This window comes from Achromobacter sp. Marseille-Q4954, from assembly GCF_943737025.1.
GTDB classification, from domain to species: domain Bacteria; phylum Pseudomonadota; class Gammaproteobacteria; order Burkholderiales; family Burkholderiaceae_B; genus Achromobacter; species Achromobacter bronchisepticus_A.
Genome location: NZ_CALSFQ010000001.1, coordinates 661,742 through 678,389, shown reverse-complemented (window position 1 = coordinate 678,389; position 16,648 = coordinate 661,742). Strand labels below are relative to the sequence as shown.

The 16,648-nt window shown below is 67.0% G+C and carries 16 protein-coding genes; 6 read left to right on the top strand and 10 right to left on the bottom strand.

Annotated elements, in window-relative coordinates:
• Positions 1–10 precede the first annotated feature (10 nt).
• Positions 11–919, top strand: a complete 909-nt coding sequence (locus tag NGK62_RS03085; RefSeq protein WP_251877382.1) for a LysR family transcriptional regulator — start codon at positions 11–13, stop codon at positions 917–919.
• 24 nt (positions 920–943) lie between these two features.
• Here NGK62_RS03085 and NGK62_RS03080 read toward each other — a convergent pair whose 3' ends face one another.
• From NGK62_RS03080 to NGK62_RS03040, 9 genes are all read right to left on the bottom strand, one after another.
• A complete protein-coding gene (locus NGK62_RS03080; protein ID WP_251877380.1) occupies positions 944–2,041 on the bottom strand; it encodes a pyridoxal-phosphate dependent enzyme in 1,098 nt (365 codons plus the stop codon).
• Positions 2,042–2,044: 3 nt separating this feature from the next.
• Complete coding sequence (locus NGK62_RS03075; RefSeq protein ID WP_251877378.1) at positions 2,045–3,025, bottom strand: M14 family metallopeptidase; 981 nt, start codon at positions 3,023–3,025, stop codon at positions 2,045–2,047.
• A 31-nt stretch (positions 3,026–3,056) separates the two neighbouring features.
• Complete coding sequence (locus NGK62_RS03070) at positions 3,057–4,019, bottom strand: Bug family tripartite tricarboxylate transporter substrate binding protein (RefSeq protein ID WP_118931837.1); 963 nt, start codon at positions 4,017–4,019, stop codon at positions 3,057–3,059.
• 90 nt (positions 4,020–4,109) lie between these two features.
• On the bottom strand, positions 4,110–5,399 hold the full coding sequence (locus NGK62_RS03065) for an NTP/NDP exchange transporter (RefSeq protein ID WP_059374757.1): 1,290 nt from the start codon (positions 5,397–5,399) through the stop codon (positions 4,110–4,112).
• 4 nt (positions 5,400–5,403) lie between these two features.
• Positions 5,404–6,321 (bottom strand): aldo/keto reductase, encoded by a 918-nt coding sequence (locus tag NGK62_RS03060; RefSeq protein ID WP_251877376.1) that lies wholly within the window; start codon positions 6,319–6,321, stop codon positions 5,404–5,406.
• Between the two features lie 168 nt (positions 6,322–6,489).
• On the bottom strand, positions 6,490–7,200 hold the full coding sequence (locus NGK62_RS03055; protein WP_054450644.1) for a Bax inhibitor-1/YccA family protein: 711 nt from the start codon (positions 7,198–7,200) through the stop codon (positions 6,490–6,492).
• A 130-nt stretch (positions 7,201–7,330) separates the two neighbouring features.
• Positions 7,331–7,729, bottom strand: coding sequence for a hypothetical protein (locus tag NGK62_RS03050; protein ID WP_118931834.1), 399 nt, complete (start codon positions 7,727–7,729; stop codon positions 7,331–7,333).
• 46 nt (positions 7,730–7,775) lie between these two features.
• A complete protein-coding gene (locus NGK62_RS03045; protein ID WP_251877374.1) occupies positions 7,776–8,240 on the bottom strand; it encodes a DNA polymerase III subunit chi in 465 nt (154 codons plus the stop codon).
• 22 nt (positions 8,241–8,262) lie between these two features.
• Positions 8,263–9,771 carry a leucyl aminopeptidase gene (locus tag NGK62_RS03040; protein WP_059374749.1) on the bottom strand — a complete coding sequence of 503 codons (1,509 nt, stop codon included), beginning with the start codon at positions 9,769–9,771 and terminating at the stop codon, positions 8,263–8,265.
• 57 nt (positions 9,772–9,828) lie between these two features.
• Between NGK62_RS03040 and lptF the strand changes: the two genes are divergently transcribed.
• Positions 9,829–10,932, top strand: coding sequence for an LPS export ABC transporter permease LptF (gene lptF, locus NGK62_RS03035; RefSeq protein ID WP_059374747.1), 1,104 nt, complete (start codon positions 9,829–9,831; stop codon positions 10,930–10,932).
• Between the two features lie 51 nt (positions 10,933–10,983).
• Here lptF and NGK62_RS03030 read toward each other — a convergent pair whose 3' ends face one another.
• Entirely contained in the window at positions 10,984–11,904 is a 921-nt protein-coding gene (locus NGK62_RS03030; RefSeq protein ID WP_059374745.1) for a LysR family transcriptional regulator, read from the bottom strand.
• A gap of 225 nt (positions 11,905–12,129) precedes the next feature.
• Between NGK62_RS03030 and NGK62_RS03025 the strand changes: the two genes are divergently transcribed.
• The 4 genes from NGK62_RS03025 to NGK62_RS03010 all read left to right on the top strand — a co-directional run bounded on the left by NGK62_RS03025 (position 12,130) and on the right by NGK62_RS03010 (position 16,491).
• Entirely contained in the window at positions 12,130–13,347 is a 1,218-nt protein-coding gene (locus tag NGK62_RS03025) for an ABC transporter substrate-binding protein (RefSeq protein ID WP_251877372.1), read from the top strand.
• Positions 13,348–13,440: 93 nt separating this feature from the next.
• Positions 13,441–14,934 carry a CoA-acylating methylmalonate-semialdehyde dehydrogenase gene (locus tag NGK62_RS03020; RefSeq protein WP_059374741.1) on the top strand — a complete coding sequence of 498 codons (1,494 nt, stop codon included), beginning with the start codon at positions 13,441–13,443 and terminating at the stop codon, positions 14,932–14,934.
• Positions 14,935–15,028: 94 nt separating this feature from the next.
• Positions 15,029–15,973, top strand: coding sequence for a CysB family HTH-type transcriptional regulator (locus tag NGK62_RS03015; protein WP_054450660.1), 945 nt, complete (start codon positions 15,029–15,031; stop codon positions 15,971–15,973).
• A 194-nt stretch (positions 15,974–16,167) separates the two neighbouring features.
• On the top strand, positions 16,168–16,491 hold the full coding sequence (locus NGK62_RS03010; protein WP_054451313.1) for a DUF2325 domain-containing protein: 324 nt from the start codon (positions 16,168–16,170) through the stop codon (positions 16,489–16,491).
• Positions 16,492–16,648 lie beyond the last annotated feature (157 nt).

The window sequence follows — 16,648 nt, the reverse complement described above, 5'->3', positions numbered from 1 at the left end:
CGATCCGGCCATGACCTTCACGCTCAAGCAGGTCGAGACCTTCCGCACCGTCTACGAAACGGAAAGCGTCACCGCCGCCGCCAGGCGGCTGGACGTGTCGCCCGCCACCGTCAGCGCGACCTTGGCGGCACTGGAAGCCAGCATCGAGCTGCGCCTGTTTGAGCGCGTGCGCCAGCGCATGCAGCGCACGCCCGAGGCGGCGCTGTTGTATGAAGAAATCCGCCGCCTGAATGTCGGGCTGGAAAGCCTGGGCCGCAAGATCCGCGCCATCCGCGGCGCCGCGCAGCCGCGGCTGCGCATCGGCTGCATCCATGCCTATAGCGGCGCCATCATCAGCGACACCATCGCGCGCTTTCGGGAACGCTATCCCGATACCGGCCTGTATCTGCAGATCCGGGATTCCAATACCTTGCGCGACATGGTGGTGTCGGGCGAACTGGACCTGGCGGCGGTGGCCGACGAATCCGAGCTGGAAGGCTTGCGCGGCCATCGGCTGGCCAGCCTGCGCGCCGTGGCGGTCTTTCCCAAGGGGCATCCGCTGGCGCGGCTGGAACAAGTGGATTTTTCGCACCTGGCCGACGCCGACGTGATCGCGCTGAACGCCGAGGACGGCTCGCGCAAGCGCCTGGACGCGCTGTTGGCGCAGGCGGGGCAAAGCCTGAAGGTGGCCATCGAGACGCCATATTCAAGCACGGTGTGCCAACTGGCGCTGGCGGGACACGGTGTGGGTATCGCCAACCCTGCGACGGCGGTCGGCATGGCGGCGGCGGGCTTGTGCTACCGCCCGCTGGCCGCGCCGGTGCATTTCGAATGCCACATGATCCTGCACGGCAGCCGCCCCTTGTCCGAGGCGGGCAAGTTCTGGGCGACCTGCCTGCGCGGCGCGCTGGCGCCGCTGGTGGAGAGCTTCGGCGTCTAGCGCGCCGAAGCCGTTCCCGGGACGCTAGCCGCGGCGGCCGTCCGAGGTCACGATCAATACCACGGACGACTCCGCGTCCAGCAGGCCCGAGCGTCGCAGCCGAGACACGGCAGCCAGCGCCGCGGCCGACGACAGTTCGGTCGCCAGGCCCATGCGTTCCAGCCGCTGCTGCGCTTGCGCGGCAGCGGCGTCCGAGATCTCCACCGGCGTGCCGCCCGAACGCGTCAAGGCTTCCAGCGACTGCAGCGTGCTGGTGCTGCCCGCGATTGAATACTGGTCCGTTACGCCGTCCCATTGCTTGCGCGCGTCGCCCGTTGCGCGGGCGCGCGACAGGCGAGCGTATGGCTCCACCGCGTGCAGGCGAGGCAGATGCGCAATGCGGCCGGTTTGCAGCAGATGCTGCCAGCCCAGGAAGATGCCCCACAGCAGATCGCCGCGCGCGGTGGGCACCACGATGTCGCTGGGAACGCCGCAGCTTTCCAGGATTTCCAGCGCGATGGGCTTGTAGCCTTCCACGCCGTAGGGGTGGGTGCCGACAGGCGGATTCAGATAGTTGGTGCCGGCGAAGGCGCCGCGGTTGCGGCACAGGTCTTCGACATGGGGCCAACGGCTCAGGCTGTCCTCGAAGGCGGTGAGCCGGGCGCCGAAGCGCTGCATGGCCTCGCGCTGCAAGGGCGGGCAGTTGCTGGTGATGGCGATGTCGGCCTCCAGCCGCGCGGCGGCGCAATAGGCGGCCAGCGAGACGCCGGCGTTGCCGCTGGAGGCGGCCGCCACGCGGGTGGCGCCGGCCAGGCGCGCGCGCGACACCAGTTGGGCCGCCATGCGGTCCTTGTGGCTGCCGGTGGGGTTGGCGCTTTCGCATTTCAGCCAGAGCTGGCCCACGCCTTCGGTCTGCGCCAGCGCGGGCACGGCGAGACAGGGGGTGGCGCCTTCGCCCAGCGTGACGGCGTTCAGCACCGGCAGGGGCATGGCGCCGTCGGCCGAGGGTTCGTACAGGCATTCCAGGCTGGCGGGGTGGCCGGCTTCCAGGCAGCTGGGGCAGCCTTCTGGGTAATCGGCTGGCGGCCACAGGCTGGCGCAACGGATGCAGCGCAGGCCGGACAAGCTAGGGTTCATCTGCATGTGTCAGTACTTCGAGGCTAGGGAATCGAGGGGAAGGGCGGGCGCGACCTGGATCAGGCAATCGCCGTCGTCGCTGCGGGCGATGGAGCGCAGGCAGACGACGGTGCCGGCTTGCAGGCTGGTCAGGGCGCGCGGCGCGGTATCGGGTCGGGCGGGTTCCATCAGTTGGCCGACGCGCTGGCGCGCATTGATCTGTTGTCCCAGTTCGACCGCCGGCACGAACACGCCGGCCTCGCTGGCGCGCACGGTGGCGGCGGGGACGTCCAGGTCGTAGAGGCGGACTTCGGGGTGGCGCGCGGGCGGCCGGTCGGGCAAAAGGCCGAGTTCGCCCAGGCAGCCCAGCAGGCCGTCGCGGCAGCGGTCGACCAGCGCCTGGCTGGTTTCGCGGCCCCCGCCGATCTCGGCGCTCAGGCGCAGCACCCCGTGGCGGCTGGCGGCGGCCGGCATGGAGCCGGACTCCGTGCCGCGGAAGTACATGCAATCGGGCAGCCCGAAGGCGCGCGCCAGGGCGGGCAGGCGTTCGTCGTAGGCATCATTGCCGTAGCGCGTGATGACCGACGAGGGCAGGTAGCGCAGCGACGCGCCGCCGCTGTGCACGTCCACCAGCGCCTGTATGCGCGGCAACAGCCGGGCTTCCAGCGCGGCGGCCACGCTCTCCGTGTAGCCGCGCGCGGGGGCTCCCAAAAAAGCGCGGTTGAGGTTGCCGCCGTCGGACGGCGACAGGCGGGTGCCTGCCAGCGAGGCCTCGGCGTTGGCCGCGGGCAGCAGGTAGACCGTGCCGCGCCGCAGGATGCCGGGCAGCAGGCGCCACAGTTCCAGGATGGCGGCCTGGCCTTCCCATTCGTCGCCATGCACGCCCGCCATCAAGGCGACGGCGGGGCCAGGCCCCGCCTCGATCCGCAGCATCGGTATGGTGACGCGCCGGTAGGCCGACGCGTTGGTCGCCGCGGCGCAGGAGAAGTCCTCGCGGCTTACCGTGGCCATGCGGCGGCTCCTGCGCGTGTGGGGATCCGGTTCAATCCAGCGTGGTGCCGGCGGCCTTGATGATGCCTTCCCATTTGGGCAGCTCCTTGCGTATCTGGTTCTGTACGTCCTGCGGCGTGCCGCCCAGCGGTTCCTGGGAGCGGCTGCGCAGTTCCTTGCTGACGTTGTCCGAGCGCAGCGCCGCGTTCATCGCCGCGTTCAGCCGCGCGATGACCTCGGGCGGGGTGCCTGCGGGCGCGACCAGCGCGCTCCAGGCTGATTGTTCGTAGTCGGGATAGCCTTGCTCCGCCACCGTCGGCACGTCCGGATTGGAGGCGGCGCGGGTCTTGGTGGTGACCGCCAGCGCGCGCAGGCGGCCGTCCTTCAGGTTGCCGATGAGCGGCGGCAGGTTCTCCATCATGGAATCGACATGGCCGCCCAGCAGGTCGGACAACTGCGCAGCCGTGGCCTTGTACGGGATCTGGCGCACGGCGGCGCCGGTCTGGGCGATGAAGAGCTTGACCCCGACTTCGCTGGTGGTGCCCGGGTCGGCCGAGGTCATCGTCAGGCGCTCCGGCTGGGCGCGGCTGGCTTCGATGAACCCCTTCAAGTCGCGATAGGGCGAGGACGCGTTCACCACGATGACGTTGGGCGTTTCGGCCACCAGCCCGATGGCGGCGATGTCGCGGTCCAGGTCGTAGAGTTGCTGCTTGAACAGGAACCGGTGCAGCACCAGCGTGCCGACGTGGGCATAGCCGATGGTGTAGCCGTCGGCCGCCGCGCGCGCCACAGCCTGGGTGCCGATGCGGCCGCCCGCGCCGACGCGGTTTTCCACGACCACGGGCTGGCCCAACTGGCGGCTCATTTCCTGGCCCACCAGCCGTGCGGTGATGTCGGCGTTGCCGCCCGCTGCGGCCGGCACGATCAGGGTGATGGCGCGTTCCGGATAGGCGGCCAGCGCGGCGGGCGCGGCCAGGCTGAGCAACAGGGAGGCAAGACAGGCGGTGCGTTTCATGACGTTTCCCCAGGCATTGAGAGCTGCGCCATTGTGCGGTCGCGGCCTGGGGAATACGTTTGTTTCAATGAGATGGATGTTCAAAAAAATCTAAGACTTGTCCGCAATACGACGGTCTGCGGTCCGTCCCAGCCCATGGCCTACCGCCGCGGCCGCCAGCGCGCACAGGGCGCCCAGCACGGCGATCAGGGCCGCGCCATAGCCCAGCATGTCCACGCCCGCCTTGACCCAGCCGCTGGCCGCGTCGCCCGCCCGGTAGACCACGGTATCGATGACGTTCTTGGTCTTGTACTTGTCTTCCGGCGAAACCGCCGTGAACAGCATTTCCCGCCCCGGCCGGATCAGCGCGTACTCGCCGACCCGGCGCACGATCATGGCCGCGGCCAGCACGCCGAAGACGGGAAAGGCCGCCAGCGCCAGGAAAGCGGCCGTCATCGTCAGCGGCACGGCGGTCAGCAGGAAGCGCAGCCCCAGGCGGGTGGCCACGCGTCCGGTGATGAAGAGCTGCGACAGCAGCGACAGCGCCTGCACCGTGAAGTCCAGCGCGCTGAAGACCCGGATGCGTTGCGCCGTGTCGGTGAAGGCATCCGCCACCAGCCGCGCCTGCTCCATGTAGAGAAAGGTGTTGAGCGTGGCCAGCAGGATCACCAGCAGCGAAATTCCCAGCAGAAAGGGAGACTGGAAAATGCGCGAGAGGCCCGCCAGGATCGAACCCTCCAGCGGCCTGCGCATGTCGTCCGCGGCAGCATCCTCGCGGTGGGCCGCACGCCAGCGCAGCAGCCAGCGCTTGAGGGGCAGGGTGGCGGTCAACAGCAGCGCCGACAGCAGCAACAGGCCGGCGGGACCGAGCACGCCAGCCAGCAGGCCGCCCAAAAGCGGGCCGGCCAGCCCGCCGGCGCTGGCGCCCGCGGCGATCAGCGCGAACAGGCGCTTGGCGGAATCCATACGGAACACGTCGGCCATCAGGCTCCAGGCGATGGAGACGACGAACAGGTTGAAGACCGACAGCCACACATAGAAGCTGCGCGCCGCCCAGACGCTGCCGGGCCGCAGATGGAGCAGGGCGGCGAAACCGGCCATGCTGAGGGCGAAGGCGGCATAGACCCAGGTCACCAGCATGGCGCGAGGCACGCGCGCCGACAGCCAGCCGAACAGCGGCACCACGGCCAGCATGGCGACGAAGGTCGCGGTGAAGAGCCATTGCAGCTGGTCGACGCCCGCCTGGATGCCCATGGTCTCGCGTATCGGCCGCAGCATGAAATAGCCGCAGAACAGGAAGAAGAAAAACGCGAAGCCGCAGGCTGCCGGCGCCAGTTCCTCCTGGAGTATGCCCAGCGCCTGCGCGGCGCGGGCTTGCAGGCTGCCGGGGGCCGACGCCATGGCGTCAGGCCAGCAGGGCAGCGACGCGTTCCCGCATGGCGGCGTCCGGCAGCGGCCCGAAGCCGGCCTGCGCGTTGTCCGCCATGTTGGCCGGCTTGGAGGTGGCCGGAATGACGGCGGTGACCGCGGGATGGCCGATGATGAATTTCAGGAAGATCTGCGCCCAGGATCCGCAATCGAGCTCGGCGGCCAGCGGCGGCAGCGCCATGCCCTTGACCCGGCGGAACAGCGCGCCGTCCTGGAACGGGCGGTTGATCAGCACTGCGACACCGTGGGCCTGGCAGGCGGGCAACAGGCGTTTTTCGGCGCCGCGGTCGGCCACGGACAGGTTGACCTGCAGGAAATCGGGCTTTTCCCGTTCCACCAGTTCGGTCAGCTCGTCGTGGGCGTGGTCGGTGTAGTGCGTGATGCCCAGGTAGCGGATCACGCCTTGCTGTTTCAGTTCGCGCAGCAGCGCCAGTTGGTTGGCGGTGTCGATCAGGTTGTGCACCTGGACCAGGTCGAGCTTGTTGCTGCCCAGCGCCTGTTGCGATTGGCGCACCTGGCGCATGGCCGATTCGTGGCCCTGCGTGCCGATCTTGGTCGCCAGGAAGGTCTTGCTCCGCAAGCCGCCGTCGCGCGCCAGCAGCGCGCCGGTGACCGCTTCCGCCTGCCCGTAGCTGGGAGCCGTGTCGATCAGCTTGCCGCCCTTTTGCAGCAGCGTGTCCAGCACCTGCGCCAGCGGCGCCATGGCGGCCTTGTCCGCGGGGGACACGTTGAAGGTGTCGGCGGTACCCAAGCCGATGACAGGCAGCGCCTCGCCAGAGGCGGGTATGTTCCGCCTGTGCATGGGCGTCACCACGCTGAGGGCGCGAGCCGGCAAGGCGGAACCGGTCAGGGCGGCGGCGGCAGCGGTCTGGAGGAAGCGGCGGCGGTCGGGCATGGCGTGGCTCCAGCGGGAGGGGGCGGGCGCGGCAAAGAAAAAGGGCCTGCACGTGAATGTAGGCCCAAGATAAAGAAAAAGAGCCTACACGTGAATGTAGGCCCAAGATAAAGAAAAAGAGCCTACATGTGAATGTAGGCTCTTTGTGCCGGTTTGGCAGCGTTTCGATTACTCGCGGTTGCCGCCGAAGATGCCCAGCAGCATCAGCAGGTTCGAGAAGACGTTGTAGACGTCCAGGTAGATGGCCAGCGTGGCGGACACGTAGTTGGTTTCGCCGCCGTTGACCACGCGCTGCAGGTCGACCAGCATGAAGGCCGAGAAGATGACGATGGCCAGGACCGAGATGGTCAGCATCAGCGCCGGCAGCTGCAGGAAGATGTTGGCCAGGGCCGCCACCAGGATCACGACCGCGCCGATGAACAGGAATTTCTGCAATCCCGACAGGTCGCGCTTGATGGTGGTGGCCAGCGTGGCCATCGTGCCGAACACGATCGCGGTGCCGCCGAAGGCCGTCATGACCAGCTGCGAGCCGTTGCTCATGCCCATGACGAAACCCAGCAGGCGCGACAGCATCACGCCCATGAAGAACGTGAAGGCCAGCAGCAGGACCACGCCCAGCGAGCTGTTCTTGTTCTTTTCGATCGCGAACATCAGGCCGAAGGCGCCCACCAGGAACACGATGGCGGACAGGCCGGGGCTTGCGCCCATGATGCGGTTGATGCCGGTGTACATGCCCACGGCCGCGCCCAGCACGGTCGGGATCAGCGAGAGCGCCAGAAGCCAATAGGTGTTGCGCAGCACCTGGTTGCGCGCGACCTCGCCCGGCGCGCCGGCCACGGCGCCGGAACGGTTAAAAGGGGACGGACGATATTCGTTCATTGAGAACTCCTGTGTGCGGCAGAGTAATGGTTGCCTAGAAGGCTTAGATGGGAAGGATACCTTACAGTTCCCTGAAGAATCCAGTTCTGCCTAGGATTAGACCAGAGGCGGGAAATAGGTTCCAGACGGGTCAACCCGGCCTGACGTCCTGCAGCACCCGGGCGACGATGCGCGGCAATTCCGCGTCCATGCGGGCCTGGATCTGTTCGATGGCTTCGGCCAGGGCCTCGCGCATCAGCTGTTCGACCTCGGCCTGCAGGCGGGCGCTCAGAACCGTGGCGTCCGGCGCGGCATAGGGCGTAGCAGGGACGGCGGCTGCCGGTGGAATGATATCAGGGGACGCATGGTCGCCGTCCGCCACTTCCGTCAGGAGAGGAAAGGCGTCGTCGTCATGATCCTGCGCGCCATCGTCGGCCAGTTCGGTCAGCACGGGCATGTCCGCGTCGTCCGGGGAAGCCGGCGGGTAGAGCGCGGGCTCGGCCCGCTGGGTCAGGGTAGGGATGCCGGGGTCGGCGTGGCGAGAGGGCATGATGGCTCCCGGATGATCGAGGTGGCGCGCCGCAAGGCCGGCGCGTTCAGCCGTCCGGCTGCTGGCGGCTGAGGTCGTGGCTTTGCGGCGTGTGGCCCGCGGCCAGGTAGGCTCGCCAGCGCTGGCGGGCGGCCTGCTTGTCCTCGGGGTCATCCGAGACGATTTCAAGCAGGCGCTCGAAGGCTTCGAAACCCGGAGGGCAGTCGAGGTCCAGGTTCAGCAGCCAGGACGGCTGGGGCTGTCCGCCCTGGCTCGCCGCGGCGGCCGCCTGTTGCGGATCGCCGGCGGTGAGAATCACCGGGGTCTCGCCCGCCAGCGGATCGTTGGCCAGCACGTGCGGCACGAAAGACGTGTCGTCGAAGGCCCAGAGCATGCGGTCAAACGCGGCCAGGCGGGAGCCATCCCTACAGTACACCACCAGCCGCTGCCCTGCCAGGTAGCGCTTGCGCACCACCTGGCAGGCGGTGCGCAAGCGGTCGGGCGCGCCGAAGGCGAAGTCGATGCGCGTCATGCCGGGTTCCGTTGCTGCCGTTTCAAGCCTGGTCCAGCAGGTACTGCATCAGGAGCGGCACGGGGCGGCCAGTGGCGCCCTTGTCCTTGCCGCCGCGCCAGGCGGTGCCGGCGATGTCCAGGTGGGCCCAGCGGTACGAGGTGGCAAAGCGCGACAGGAAGCAGGCCGCCGTGACCGCGCCCGCCGGAGGACCGCCGATGTTGGCGAGATCGGCGAAGTTGGACTTGAGCTGTTCCTGGTAGGCGTCGTCCATCGGCATGCGCCATGCGGTGTCCAGCGACTGGCGGCCGGCCGCGGCCAGCGCGTCGGCCAGGGCGTCGTCCTTGGAGAACAGGCCGCTGTTGACGTTGCCCAGGGCCACCACGCAAGCGCCGGTCAGGGTGGCGATGTCGATGACGGCGGACGGCTTGAAGCGTTCGGCGTAGGTCAGCGCGTCGCACAGCACCAGGCGGCCTTCGGCGTCGGTGTTCAGGATTTCGATGGTCAGGCCGGCCATGCTGGTGACCACGTCGCCCGGCTTGTTGGCCTTGCCGCTGGGCAGGTTTTCGCAAGCGGGGATCAGGCCCACCACGTCCAGCGGCAGCTCCAGTTCGGCCAGGGCGCGGAACGAGCCCAGCACGCTGGCGGCGCCGCACATGTCGTACTTCATTTCGTCCATGGTGGCGGCGGGCTTGAGCGAGATGCCGCCGGCATCGAAGGTGATGCCCTTGCCGACCAGCACAATGGGGCCTTGCGCGCCCTTGGCGGTCTTCTTGGCGGTCTTGCTGCCGGCATGGCGCAGGACGATGAAGCGCAGCGCTTCCTCGGAACCGCGCGCGACCGACAGGAACGAGCCCATGCCCAGCGCTTCGACCTGCTTGCGGTCCAGCACTTCCACCTTCAGCGACTTGAACTCGCGGGCCAGGCGCTTGGCCGTTTCGCCCAGGTAGGTCGGCGTGCAGATATTGCCGGGCAGGTTGCCCAGCGTGCGGGTCAGGTCCATGCCGTTGGCGATGGCGCCGCCTTCGCGCAGGCCCTTCTGGGCCTGGGCCGCGTCGGCGCGCTCGACCACCTGGACGATCTTCTTGAGCTTGGGACGGGCGTCGCGGTCGGGCTTGCCGAAGCTGGCGTCGTAGTGATAGGTGGCGTTGCCGGCTGCGATCGCGGCGCTGCGGGCGCGCGCGATGACGGCCACGTCCGCGATCGGGTTGGCGACCAGCGTGGACACGCCTTCGGCCAACTGGGCCGATACGCAGGCCGCGGCGAAGGCCTGCTCGGCCGAAGCGTGGGCGCGGGCCGAATATTCTTCCTGCTTGCCCAGGCCGACCAGCACCACGCGCTGCGCGGACACGCCGGGCAGGTTGCGCAGGGTCAGCGTGGAGCCGGCGCGGCCGCGGAACTCGGCCTTGACCACCGAACGCACGGCGCCGTTGGAAGCGCGGTCGATGAGATCGGCGGCGGGGCTCAACACGCCTTCCGCATAGACCCCGACGGCCAGGGCGGCGGTCTTGACTTGGTGCAGGGAAGCAGTGGTCTGTGTGCTAAATTCCATGAGGGTTTCCCGTGTACGTCTGTGTAGAATGCGGTCGATTATCCCGCATATTCTCCCATGTCTCTATTCAAACGCTCTGTCGTCAGCGAGATCACCAGTCACGCTGGCGTTGTCTTTTCCACGTTGCTCATCGTATGGCTCAGCGTGCTGCTCGTGCGCCTGCTCGGCGAAGCCGCGGGCGGCAACATCGGGGCGGACGTCGTGGTGGTGCTGGCCGCGCTGTCGACCATCACCGCATTGCCGACCATTCTCGCGGTCTCGGTCTTCATCGCGGTCCTCACCACCGTCACCCGCAATTACCGCGAATCCGAAATGGTGGTGTGGTTCGCCAGCGGCCTGTCGCTGGCCGATTGGTTCCGGCCGGTGCTGCGCGTCGCCATCCCGGTGGCGCTGGCGGTGGCGGGGCTGACGCTGGTGGCGGCGCCCTGGGCGTACCGCCAGATCGGCGAATACCATGAACGCTTCGAGCAGCGGTCCGACCTGTCCAAGGTCACGGCCGGCCAGTTCGCGGAATCGTCCGGCGGCAACCGTGTGTTCTTCGCCGAGGATCCCCTGGAACCCAGCGACGAACTGGGCAACGTGTTCGCGCGCGAAAATGGCCCCGAATGGCTCAGCGTGCTGACCGCCAGCAAGGCCCACAGCGAAACTTTGCCCAATGGCGACCGCTTCCTGGTGCTGGGCGAAGGCCATCGCTATGACCTGAAGCCGGGCACTCCCGAGATCCGGCTGGTGCACTTCGACAAGTACGGCCTGCGCCTGGAAAGCAAGTCGGGCGGAGATCCCGTGGCCGAAGCGCGCGCCAACGCGGAACGTTCCGCCAAGGCGCGCACCACCTCGCAACTGATCGCGGACAACACCAACAGCAGCTGGTCGCAAGTGATGTGGCGGGTCTCGTTGCCGCTGGCCGCGCTGAACCTTGCGCTGCTGGCGATTCCGCTGGGCGCCGTCAATCCGCGCCTGGGGCGTTCGGGCGACCTGCTCATCGCCGGCCTGGTGGGCCTGCTCTACATGAACCTGATGAACCTGTCGCGCGCCTGGATCTCCAACGGCAAGCTGAGCTTCGGCGTGGGCGTGTGGGCGATCCATGCCTTGGTGGCGATGCTGACCTTCTTCCTGCTGATGCGGCGCTTGCGCGTGAAGGCGCCCAAGAACAGCGCCTGACGCCGGCACATCCAACGCCTTGCGGCCCGCCCAGCGCGGGCCGCGGCTTTTTCAGGGCAGGTACTTCATCGTGCCGCCCTTGCCGGCCAGCAGGTCGGCGTTCTTTAGCACCGACTTGCGGATGAATTCCCACAGGGCCGTCACGCGCTTGAGCTTGCGCAGGTCTTCATGGCAATACATCCAGAACGAGCGCGTGATCTCGACCTCGTCCGCCAGCACCGGCGTGAGCCGCGGGTCCTGCGCGGCGATGAAGCAGGGCAGGATCGCCAGCGACTGGCCCTGCAGCGCGGCGTGGTACTGCGCCACCACGCTGGTGCTGCGCAACACCACCTTGCTGGCGGGCAGCAGGTCTTCCAGATAGCGCAGCCGCTCGCTGAACAGCAGTTCGTCGACGTAGCCGATGAAGGTGTGGTCGGCCAGGTCCGCGCGCTCGCGGATCGGCGGGTGGCTGGCCAGATAGCCGGGCGTGCCGTACAGGCGCAGCGTGTAGTCGCACAGCTTGCTGCACACATAGGGGCCGCGCTGGGGGCGCTCGATGGTGATGGCCAGGTCGGCTTCGCGCTTGGACAGGCTGACAAAGCGCGGCACCGGCAGGATGTCCAGCGTGATGTGCGGATAGCGCCGCTGGAAGTCCGCCGCCAGCGGCGTCAGCACATAGCTGCCGAAGCCCTCGGTGGCGCCGATGCGCAAATGCCCCGACAGCGCCTGGCCGATGCCCGACAGGTTTTCGCGGGCGGAGTGCACCGTGCTCTCCATCTGTTCGGCATGCACGAACAGGCGCTGGCCGTCTTCGGTCAGCACGAAGCCCGCGCTGCGCGACTTCTCGAACAGCAGGGTGTCCAGCTCCGCTTCCAGCGCGCGGATGCGCCGCGACACCGTCGTGTGCTCGACGCCAAGCTTGCGCGCCGCGGCGCTCACCCGCTGGGTGCGGGCCACTTCCAGGAAATATCTCAGGCTGTCCCAATCAAGCACTTTCCGGCTCTCCAGGCCCGGCTGCGCGCTGCGCCGCCGGTCAAATTTTGCTTGTGCATGAATGCACAAGGAATGTGCATTTCTAGTGTTGCTTGTTGATTTTCACACATCTACACTGGGTCGGCGGGCTTGGGGCCTGTAGCCAGGCTCTCCGGGGTCTGGTCCCCCCGGGACCGCAGGCCGCGAAGACGGCGCCATAACGCATAAAACTCAGGAGACAAATCCATGAAATTGCACGCACGCGGGCTGGCCGTAGGCTTGTGTCTGGGCGCCGCATTGGTCGGCCAGGCGCAGGCGGCGGATAAGCCGCCAGTGAAGATCGGCATTCTGACGGACATGTCTGGCACCTACGCCGGCATGGGCGGGCCTGGTTCGGTGGCGGCGGCGCAGTTGGCCATCGACGACTGCCTGGCCGCGGAATGCAAGGGCATGAAGATCGAGCTGGTGTCCGCGGACAACCAGAACAAGGCCGACGTGGGTGCGGCCAAGGCGCGCGAATGGTTCGACCGCGACGGCGTCACCGCCATCGCCGACCTGACCAATTCCGCGGTGGCGCTGGCGGTGCAGGGCATCGCGCGCGAAAAGAACAAGGTGGTGATGTTCTCCGGTCCCGCCACCACGGCGCTGACCAACAAGGAATGCTCGCCGGTGGGCTTTCACTGGATGTTCGACACCTACTCGCAGTCCGCGGGCGGCGCCAAGGCCACGGTGAAGGCGGGCGGCAAGTCCTGGTACTTCATCACCGTGGACTACGCCTTCGGCCACTCGCTGGAAGCCGACACGGCCAAGGCCGTGCAGGCGCTGGGCGGCACTGTGGCCGGCAGCGTGCGCCATCCCCTGAACGCCCCGGACTTCGCGTCCTACCTGCTGCAGGCGCAGGCCTCCAAGGCCCAGGTCGTGGCCCTGGCCAATGGCGGCCAGGACACCGTCAACGCGGTCAAGCAGGCGCGCGAATTCGGCATCGTGGCCGGCGGCCAGCGCCTGGTGTCGCTGCTGATTTTCCTGTCGGACCTGCGCGCGCTGGGCCTGGAAAGCGCCCAGGGCCTGTCCTACGTGGACGGCTTCTACTGGGATTACGACGATGCCACGCGCCAGTGGTCCGCGCGCTTCGAGAAGGCCTTCCGCGGCCTCAAGCCGACCATGACGCAGGCGGGCGTGTACTCCAGCGTGCGGCATTACCTGCGCTCGGTGGCCGCTTCCGGCAGCATCGACGGCAAGGTGGTGGCCGACAAGATGCGCGCGCTGCCCATCGAGGATCCGATCATGCGCAACGCTTCCATCCGTCCCGATGGCCGTGTGATCCACGACATGTACCTGTATGAAGTGAAGAAGCCGTCCGAGTCCAAGGGTGGTTGGGACTATTCCAAGCTGGTGGCCACCATTCCGGCCGCCGAAGCCTTCCAGCCGCTGGCGGATTCGAGCTGCCCGCTGGTCAAGAAGTAAACCCGGGGCGTCGGCAGGCCCTTGCCGCCGGCGCCTCACCATCCATGTATGCGGATTCCATCCGCATCGACCATGCAGTGTGAGGAGCATCAAATGAGTGAAGTCCCCCGCGTTCCGCTATTGATCGGCGGCAAGCTCGTGCAGTCCAAAACCACCGAATGGCGGGACGTGATCAATCCCGCTACCCAGGAGGTCGTCGCCAAGGTGCCCTTCGCCACGCGCGAAGAGCTGGACCTGGCCGTCTCCAACGCCAAGGAGGCTTTCAAGACCTGGCGCAACAGCGGGCAGGGCGCTCGCATGCGCGTCATGCTGAAGTTCCAGGAACTGCTGCGCGCCAACTCCGGCAAGCTGGCCGAAATGATCACCCGCGAGCACGGCAAGACCCTGCCGGACGCCGAGGGCGAAGTCGGCCGCGGCCTGGAAGTGGTGGAGCACGCCTGCTCCATCGCCAACCTGCAACTGGGCGAATACGCCGAGAATGCCGCTTCCGGCATCGACGTCTACACGCTGATCCAGCCGCTGGGCGTGTGCGCGGGCATCACCGCGTTCAACTTCCCGGTCATGCTGCCTTGCTTCATGTTCCCGATCGCCGTGGCCTGCGGCAACACCTTCGTCCTCAAGCCTTCCGAGCAGGATCCGACGTCCTCGCTGTTCCTGGCGCAGCTGGCGCTGGAAGCCGGCCTGCCGCCGGGCGTGCTGAACGTGGTGCACGGCGGCCCGGAAACCGCCAACGGCCTGTGCGAACACCCCGACATCAAGGCGGTCTCGTTCATCGGCTCGACCCGCGTCGGCACCGAGATCTACAACCGCGCCTCCGCCGCCGGCAAGCGCTGCCAGTCCATGATGGGCGCCAAGAACCACTGCGTGATCCTGCCGGACGCCGATCCCGAGGTCGCGCTGAACCAGCTGGTGGGCGCTGCCTTCGGCGCTGCCGGCCAGCGCTGCATGGCCTCGTCCGTGGCCGTGCTGGTGGGTGAAGCCCGCAACTGGCTGCCTGATTTCGTCGAACGCTCGAAGAAGCTCAAGGTCAATTCCGGCATGGACCGCGAGGCCGATCTCGGTCCCCTGGTTTCGCCCAACGCCAAGAAGCGCGTCGAAAGCCTGATCCAGAAGGGCGTGGACGAAGGCGCCAAGCTGCTGCTGGACGGCCGCAGCCTGAAGGTCGCCGGTTTCGAGCAGGGCAACTTCGTGGGCCCGACGATTTTCGACGGTGTCACCGAAAACATGACCATCTACACCGAGGAAATCTTCGGGCCGGTCCTGTGCGTGGTGGGCGTTGAAACGCTGGAGGACGCGGTCGCGTTCATCAACCGCAATCCCAACGGCAACGGTGTGGCGCTGTTCACCCAGGATGGCGGCGCGGCGCGCTACTTCCAGAACAACATCGACGTCGGCCAGGTCGGCATCAATGTGCCGATCCCGGTGCCGGTGGCCTGGTTCAGCTTCACCGGTTCGCGCGGTTCCAAGCTGGGCGACCTGGGCCCCAACGGCAAGCAGGCCGTGCAGTTCTGGACGCAGACCAAGACCGTCACCGCGCGCTGGTCGGCCCATGCCAAGAGCGTGAACACCACGATCTCGATGCGCTGAACTGGGGACGCCTTGCATGTAAGCTTATATAAATAAGTTATATAACAAGGCGCCCTTATTACTTATAATTGGCCCGTCTAACAGGGGCCAATTCATGAACCTGCAGCAATTTCGTTTTGTCCGCGAAACCATCCGGCGCGACTTCAATCTGACCGAAGCCGCCCGGATGCTCTACACCTCGCAGCCCGGCGTTTCCAAGGCGATCATCGAGTTCGAGGACGAACTGGGCATCAAGATCTTCGAACGGCACGGCAAGCGCATCAAGGGGCTGACCAAGCCCGGCCTGGCGGTGTCGCAGGTCATCGACCGCATCATGCGCGAAGTCGACAACCTGAAGAAGGTCAGCGACGAGTTCGCGCGCCGCGACGAGGGCGGCCTGGTCATCGCTTGCACCCACACCCAGGCGCGCTATCTGCTGCCCCGCGTGATTCCCGCATTCCGCAAGCAATTCCCCAAGGTGCACCTGTCGCTGGCCGAAGGCAGCCCCGCGCAACTGGCCGAAATGGTCCTGCACGAGCAGGCCGACCTGGCACTGGCGACGGAATCGCTGGCCTTGACGCCGGGCCTCGCGACCTTGCCGGTCTATGCCTGGGAACACACCGTGGTGGTGCGCCCGGATCATCCCCTGGCCGAACTGACCTCCAGCGCCGCCAAGCGCCTGTCGCTGGCGCAACTGGCCGAATATCCCATCGTGACCTATGACCGCGCCTTCACCGGCCGCAGCACCATCGATGAGATCTTCGCCAACCAGGGCATCCATCCCGACATCGTGCTGGAAGCCATCGATGCCGACGTCATCAAGACCTATGTCGACGTGGGCCTGGGCATCGGCATCATCGCTGGCGTGGCCTACGATCCGCGCCGCGACAGCAATCTGGTGGGCCTGCCGGTGGGCCATCTGTTCGGCACGCATACGACCCGCGTGGGCGTGAAGGCAGGGGTGTTTCTGCGCGACTACGTCTACACCTTCCTGGAGATGCTGGCGCCTTCGCTGACCCGCGCGGTGGTGACGGAAGCGGTGCAGGGGACGCCGAAGTAGCAGGCCGTTTCCTCGGGGATCAGAGGCGCGACGCCGTTGGGCGGCGCGCCTTTTTCTTGCCGCGACACGGTCCGCCCTATCCCCTCCCATATGCTCATAAAAATAATTAAATAAGAACAGATCTCATTTGAGTTGACTAAAAAATAGGAATCATTATCATTACATCCAGTCTCAACGACCCAGTGAGGTTCATCATGACGGCAGGATTAAGTGCAGTGGTAGTGGGCGCCGACCGCCTCGGCAACATTCCGGATCTGCTCAAAGGGCACAACATTTCGATCACGCACCACATCAGCGGGCGTGATCCCTCGCATCAAAAGAAGACGTTGCAACTGCCCTCGGGCACCCAGCTGGTCATCCTGCTGACCGACTTCCTGGGCCATAACGTCATGAAAACCTTCCGCAACGCCGCGCAACGTGGCGGTATCCGGGTCGTCGCTTGTCGGCGTTCGGTGTGCAGCATGCAGCAGGCCCTGCAGCAATGCGGCCTGTGCCAGCGGGCAGGCTCGGTGCACTGAAAGCACGGTCTGCCGCCGCCTAACAAAAACTGGGGAGGCCGGAACGGCCTGCGGCCCAAAACGCCGCGAAGAGATGTAAAAAAACGCCGCCGGACTGGAAAGTCCGGCGGCGTTTTGCTTGTGGCGGGGAGAGCCTGGCGGCTATCCTGGGAGCGTA

Bases quoted from the DNA above. Each gene is read 5' to 3' on its own strand.
- NGK62_RS03085 (WP_251877382.1), top strand. From the start codon at position 11: ATGACCTTCACGCTCAAGCAGGTCGAGACCTTCCGCACCGTCTACGAA.
- NGK62_RS03080 (WP_251877380.1), bottom strand. From the start codon at position 2,041: ATGCAGATGAACCCTAGCTTGTCCGGCCTGCGCTGCATCCGTTGCGCC.
- NGK62_RS03075 (WP_251877378.1), bottom strand. From the start codon at position 3,025: ATGGCCACGGTAAGCCGCGAGGACTTCTCCTGCGCCGCGGCGACCAAC.
- NGK62_RS03070 (WP_118931837.1), bottom strand. From the start codon at position 4,019: ATGAAACGCACCGCCTGTCTTGCCTCCCTGTTGCTCAGCCTGGCCGCG.
- NGK62_RS03065 (WP_059374757.1), bottom strand. From the start codon at position 5,399: ATGGCGTCGGCCCCCGGCAGCCTGCAAGCCCGCGCCGCGCAGGCGCTG.
- NGK62_RS03060 (WP_251877376.1), bottom strand. From the start codon at position 6,321: ATGCCCGACCGCCGCCGCTTCCTCCAGACCGCTGCCGCCGCCGCCCTG.
- NGK62_RS03055 (WP_054450644.1), bottom strand. From the start codon at position 7,200: ATGAACGAATATCGTCCGTCCCCTTTTAACCGTTCCGGCGCCGTGGCC.
- NGK62_RS03050 (WP_118931834.1), bottom strand. From the start codon at position 7,729: ATGCCCTCTCGCCACGCCGACCCCGGCATCCCTACCCTGACCCAGCGG.
- NGK62_RS03045 (WP_251877374.1), bottom strand. From the start codon at position 8,240: ATGACGCGCATCGACTTCGCCTTCGGCGCGCCCGACCGCTTGCGCACC.
- NGK62_RS03040 (WP_059374749.1), bottom strand. From the start codon at position 9,771: ATGGAATTTAGCACACAGACCACTGCTTCCCTGCACCAAGTCAAGACC.
- lptF (WP_059374747.1), top strand. From the start codon at position 9,829: ATGTCTCTATTCAAACGCTCTGTCGTCAGCGAGATCACCAGTCACGCT.
- NGK62_RS03025 (WP_251877372.1), top strand. From the start codon at position 12,130: ATGAAATTGCACGCACGCGGGCTGGCCGTAGGCTTGTGTCTGGGCGCC.
- NGK62_RS03020 (WP_059374741.1), top strand. From the start codon at position 13,441: ATGAGTGAAGTCCCCCGCGTTCCGCTATTGATCGGCGGCAAGCTCGTG.
- NGK62_RS03015 (WP_054450660.1), top strand. From the start codon at position 15,029: ATGAACCTGCAGCAATTTCGTTTTGTCCGCGAAACCATCCGGCGCGAC.
- NGK62_RS03010 (WP_054451313.1), top strand. From the start codon at position 16,168: ATGACGGCAGGATTAAGTGCAGTGGTAGTGGGCGCCGACCGCCTCGGC.